The sequence below is a fragment of the Novosphingobium sp. MBES04 genome (genome assembly GCF_000813185.1).
Lineage (GTDB): Bacteria > Pseudomonadota > Alphaproteobacteria > Sphingomonadales > Sphingomonadaceae > Novosphingobium > Novosphingobium decolorationis.
Window position 1 is genome coordinate 167,667 of sequence record NZ_DF850490.1, and the last position, 4,492, is coordinate 172,158.

8 protein-coding genes are annotated in these 4,492 nt (G+C 60.4%); 5 read left to right on the forward strand and 3 right to left on the reverse strand.

Going from position 1 to position 4,492, the window contains the following annotated elements; translation table 11 throughout:
• Window positions 1-111: 111 nt before the first annotated feature.
• A complete protein-coding gene (locus MBENS4_RS25080) occupies window positions 112-327 on the forward strand; it encodes a hypothetical protein (RefSeq protein WP_084592332.1) in 216 nt (71 codons plus the stop codon).
• Window positions 328-403: 76 nt separating this feature from the next.
• Here the strand turns inward: MBENS4_RS25080 and MBENS4_RS22680 are convergent, their stop codons facing one another.
• On the reverse strand, window positions 404-733 hold the full coding sequence (locus MBENS4_RS22680; RefSeq protein WP_039396261.1) for a type II toxin-antitoxin system RelE/ParE family toxin: 330 nt from the start codon (window positions 731-733) through the stop codon (window positions 404-406).
• A complete protein-coding gene (locus tag MBENS4_RS22685) occupies window positions 730-1,065 on the reverse strand; it encodes a ribbon-helix-helix domain-containing protein (RefSeq protein WP_242405090.1) in 336 nt (111 codons plus the stop codon). Before MBENS4_RS22685 ends, MBENS4_RS22680 begins: the two co-directional genes overlap by 4 nt.
• Before the next feature lie 133 nt (window positions 1,066-1,198).
• Here MBENS4_RS22685 and MBENS4_RS22690 point away from each other — a divergent pair, with 133 nt between their 5' ends.
• The gene (locus MBENS4_RS22690) at window positions 1,199-1,495 is read left to right on the forward strand and encodes a WGR domain-containing protein (protein ID WP_052322719.1); all 297 of its coding nucleotides are present in this window, start codon (window positions 1,199-1,201) and stop codon (window positions 1,493-1,495) included.
• Here MBENS4_RS22690 and MBENS4_RS24455 read toward each other — a convergent pair.
• Complete coding sequence (locus tag MBENS4_RS24455) at window positions 1,474-1,767, reverse strand: hypothetical protein (RefSeq protein WP_144401064.1); 294 nt, start codon at window positions 1,765-1,767, stop codon at window positions 1,474-1,476. The genes MBENS4_RS22690 and MBENS4_RS24455 overlap by 22 nt on opposite strands.
• A 314-nt stretch (window positions 1,768-2,081) precedes the next feature.
• Between MBENS4_RS24455 and MBENS4_RS22700 the strand changes: the two genes are divergently transcribed.
• The 3 genes from MBENS4_RS22700 to MBENS4_RS25085 form a co-directional block, all read left to right on the forward strand.
• Window positions 2,082-2,846 carry an IS6 family transposase gene (locus MBENS4_RS22700; RefSeq protein WP_039396267.1) on the forward strand — a complete coding sequence of 255 codons (765 nt, stop codon included), beginning with the start codon at window positions 2,082-2,084 and terminating at the stop codon, window positions 2,844-2,846.
• A gap of 80 nt (window positions 2,847-2,926) precedes the next feature.
• Window positions 2,927-3,913 (forward strand): LysR family transcriptional regulator, encoded by a 987-nt coding sequence (locus tag MBENS4_RS22705; protein WP_144401065.1) that lies wholly within the window; start codon window positions 2,927-2,929, stop codon window positions 3,911-3,913.
• 376 nt (window positions 3,914-4,289) lie between these two features.
• Window positions 4,290-4,492: transposase (locus tag MBENS4_RS25085; RefSeq protein ID WP_039396470.1), on the forward strand; the 203-nt coding region annotated here is incomplete at its 3' end.

The window sequence follows — 4,492 nt, forward strand, 5'->3', positions numbered from 1 at the left end:
GAGAACACCGCTTACGAATATTCGCTAGATGGCCTTCAGATCTAAGGTGGCATAATTGAGATTGGTGGCTGGCGCAAAATGCTGGGCAACCTTGGTGGTTGGAGTGAATAGATGGAAGTGAGCGGTTCGAGCTCGGAGCAAGAGCGCAACGCGGCAATCTATGTTGCTGTCATGGATGGAGCGACCTTCGGGCAGCTTGCCGAGAAGTACGGCATTAGCAGGGTGCGCGTGCAGAAAGCCTATGCGCGAGAGCGAGAAAAAGCATGGGAAGCGCGGAAAAGTGGAGAAAGTAGTTACCGCGACCGTCCTTTTCCGTCGGACGTTTAAACCCGAGACTTGGGCTTATGACGATACGTCCGGTCCATCCGCGCCAAACTGCAGATCGCACGCGTAAAAACCTGCCTTATTCGATGTTCAACTTGGTCATGGAAATCGGGATGTCGCGTTTCGTGTGCAGTATGCGCCAAACGTCGACGTGCGCATCAAGCTCGATGTAGAAGATCAGCCATGGAAATCCCCGGATACGCCTGGTTCGAAGACCGGGCAGGCCGAGGTCGTGGGACCAGCTCGACGATCCGGTGGCAGGGTTCTGCCCAGTTCGTTCGAATGCGTCTTGAAGGGCATCAACGAAGCGCAAGGCGACGTCGCCTCCGGCCTCCTGAGCGTAATGGTCCACTGCCTCGTCGATATCGGCAAGTGCCCGAGCTCTCGGGACAACGGGCTTGGAAGTCACGAAGCGTTACGCGTGTTCACTCGCGTACGCAGACCATCAAAATAGGCCGCGTCAATTGGCGCACCGGGGGCCGATTGCGCGCCTTCGAGCAGGAGGTCCTTGAGGCGCTGAATATCCTGATCTTTGCGGATCAACTCGCGCATATATTCGCTGCTGGTACCAAAGCCGCGGCTATGGACCTGTTGATCGACAAATGCCTTGAGTGCGTCGGGCAGGGAAATGTTCATCGTCGACATCACTCGTTTATAGCGCCAATGGCAAACTTTGCCAAGATGTCCACCGGGGGCATTGCAGCCTGGGCGTTTATCTGGCCGGACCTGTTTGATGCTCAAGCCTTCCCTTGCAGAGGCCATTTTGTTGCGATGAGATTTGGTCAATCTTGATCGACTGCGGGAATCACCAGGGGGGCTCTGATTCAAAATTCGCGTTGGATCGCAGCCTTTGCGCGCGCGTAAAACGTGTCTCATGGACATCGAGACGACACTCAACCAGCTGCTGGCGCCCGAAGGCGGACGCCTCGCGCTGGAAGCCCGCGATCCGGCGCGCGGGCTCGCGCGTCGCTGGCAGGTCGAGGTGGCCGAGGACCTGTTCGGATGGACCACGCTGACCTGGAGCTGGGGACGGATCGGAGCGGCGGGGCAGGGCAAGCAGTGCTCCTTCGCCGCGCGCGGCGAAGCGCGCAAGGCGGTACGCACGCTCCTGCAACGGCGCATGCGCGCGCCGCGCCGGATCGGCGTTCCTTACGTGCCGGTGGCCCCCTGATTGCCGGTCCGCGCGAGCAGGCGGTCGAGGTCGGCCATCGCCTCGTCCAATTCGTCAACGGCCGTGCCCAGCGCGCCGGTGAAGACCGGACCCGGAGCCTCGTTTGCCTGCGCGCGTTCGATGGCGACGAGGAGGACCTTGCCCTGACGGGACTGACGTTCGGCCAATCCGGTTTCGGCTAGCGCGGCGCTGAGCGCATAAGTTCCGCGCCGGTTGACCCCGATGGCGTCCATCACCTGGTCGAGCCCAAGCGGCGCAAATCCCGCCAGCAAGATCCAGGCCTCGCCCGCGCGCGAATTCCGACGCAACGCAGCGAGCCGCTGGGTGAGGAGCGCGGCGCGTGTGCGTGCCGTGTCGAGCGCGCCCAGGTGCGCGGTGGTGGCGCCCTCGAGCGCGTGGGCAAGCGCAAGGGCCTACCGATCCGGGGCATCGGCCAGCAACAGCCGCTCGGTGGTAAACAGACCGGGCATCGGCAGCGCGCGCGCCAGCGATGTGCGCCGCGCGAGGTGGGTGCCCACGGCGGCTCTGTTGCAAACTCTGGCGCAGTCGCCAAGATTGGGATGTTGGATTGGCAGAATCTGTTGCGATGAACGATTTCAAGGTGCGGCACTTCACCGGAGAGGTCATCCTATGGGCGGTGCGCTGGTATTGTCGATACGGCATCAGCTATCGTGATCTCGCGGAAATGCTGGCTGAGCGTGGGATCGATGTCGATCATACGACTATCTATCGTTGGGTGCAGCGCTACGCGCCGGAGATGGAGAAACGACTCCGCTGGTTCTGGCAGCGTGGTTTTGATCCGAGCTGGCGCCTCGATGAGACTTACGTCAAGGTGCGGGGGAAATGGACCTACCTGTATCGGGCGGTCGACAAGCGGGGCGACACAATTGATTTCTATCTGTCACCGACCCGCAACGCCAAGGCTGCAAAGCGCTTTCTGGGCAAAGCCCTTCGCGGTCTGAAGGACTGGGAAAGTCCGACGAAACTCAACACCGACGAGGCACCAAGCTACGGCGCCGCAATCGCTGAGTTGAAACGAGAAGGAAAGCTCGCGGCGGCAACCGAACACCGGCAGGTGAAATACCTGAACAATGTGATCGAGGCTGATCATGGCAAGCTCAAGATATTGATCAAGCCCGTCCGTGGTTTCAACTCGATGCCCACAGCCTACGCCACGATCATAGACTTCGAGGTCATGCGCGCCCTACGCAAAGGACAGGCCCGACCGTGGTGCCTGCAACCAGGGATCATGGGCGAGCTGCGTCTTGTCGAGCGAGCTTTCGGCATTGGACCGTCAGCCCTGACCGAGACCATGGAACTACTCAACCAACACTTGGCCGCGGCCGCCTGATTGCCATGAAGCGGCGGATCTCACTCGCTCGCGGACGATCTTTGCAACAGAGCCGTTTCGTTGAAGTCTAGGCAGGTGGCGTGGAGGCGAAAGGCCGTCGTCCCATTGTCCGTGTTGCATTCAGGGCAACGGCAGGTCATGTTTCCCGGATGCTGCTGGACGACCGCTGGATCACCTATCTTCACGAAACCGTTCAGGCGGGCAGCGTTCGTGCCGCTGCGGACAAGCTGAACATCAATGCATCGGCGGTCAGCCGGCAGATCTCGATGCTGGAGCGCAAGCTGGGCGTGAACCTGCTCGAACGGCACAACAAGGGCGTGCGCGTGACCGAGGCCGGGGAGCTTCTGCTCGACTATCACCGCCGCCGCCTTGCCGACGAAGAGGATACTGTGGGCCAGATCGGAGACCTGCGAAACCTCAAGCGCGGCCGGGTCTCGCTGGCGATGGGCGAAGGGTTCGTCGGTGTCGTTTCGTCAGGCAGCCTCAAGCGCTTTACCCGCGACTATCCGTTGATCAGCATTTCCATGGAAACGACGGGCACCAACGAGGCGGTGCGTCTGGTGCTGGAGGATGCTGTCCATCTGGCGCTGGTCTACAGTCCCCCGCGCGATCCTCGGCTGCGCAGCCATGTCTCGGTCAATCAGGCGGTTTCGGTCATCGTCAGCCCTGACCATCCGCTGGCCCGGCGCGGCGAACCGCTGCACCTTGCCGATCTGGTCGAATATCCGCTGGCCCAGATGCAGAAGGCATTCGGCATCCGCCAGGTGGTCCAGAACGTCGAGCAGGTCGAAGGTATCCGCCTGACAACGCAGCTCAGTTCCTCGTCGATCGCGGCGCTCAAGAACTATGCCGAATATTGCGGCGGAGCCACCCTGCTGCCTGCATTCACCGCAGCGCAGGAGATCGTCGAGGGGCGCCTGGTTGCGCTTCCCATCCAGCATCAGGGACTGAGCGGGCACGCGCATGTCGTCAGCCGTTCGGGGCGGGAACTGCCTTCTGCCAGCAAGAACTTCTTGCGCTACCTGATCGCCGACCTGCAGGAGTTGAGCCGCGCATCGAGAAATTAGTAAATCGCGCTGTACCAATCAGATATTACGTGTTCAGACCGACGCATTTTATAGGTTAATGACTTCAAAGCGATACGCAGGATGTGCCGGTGCCCCAGCACTTCCCCTGATACGCCCCTCCTTAACTTTCAGGGTCCAATCTCCCTGTCTTCATGTCGACCGACCACTGGCTGGCGGGTCACGGGATTCCACAATTGCAAGCGGACATCCTCGCAGATTGCCCGGAAAATCCATTAATGCCAAAACCCGATGGGCTTGACTCATCGGGTTTTGGTATGAGTTTGACTAGCACTACTTTGGCAGAAGTTTGATTTTCGGGATTCCCATGGCACTGAATGCGTGATTCATGGGGAGCCAGCTTTGATGGAGGCTGGCGATGGAAGAGGCGTGGCAGGCGGATCTTGAACGGTGGCTTGCGCCATATCTGGAAGCCTTGGGGAATAAGACTCGACGTAGAATGTGCCCGGCCTATATCGCCGGTCTGATCCGGCCCGGCGATCGCAAGAGCATCCAACCCATGGCAGCCCGTTCGGATGCGATACCCTACGACCGGCTTCATCATTTCATCGGGGCTGGCTT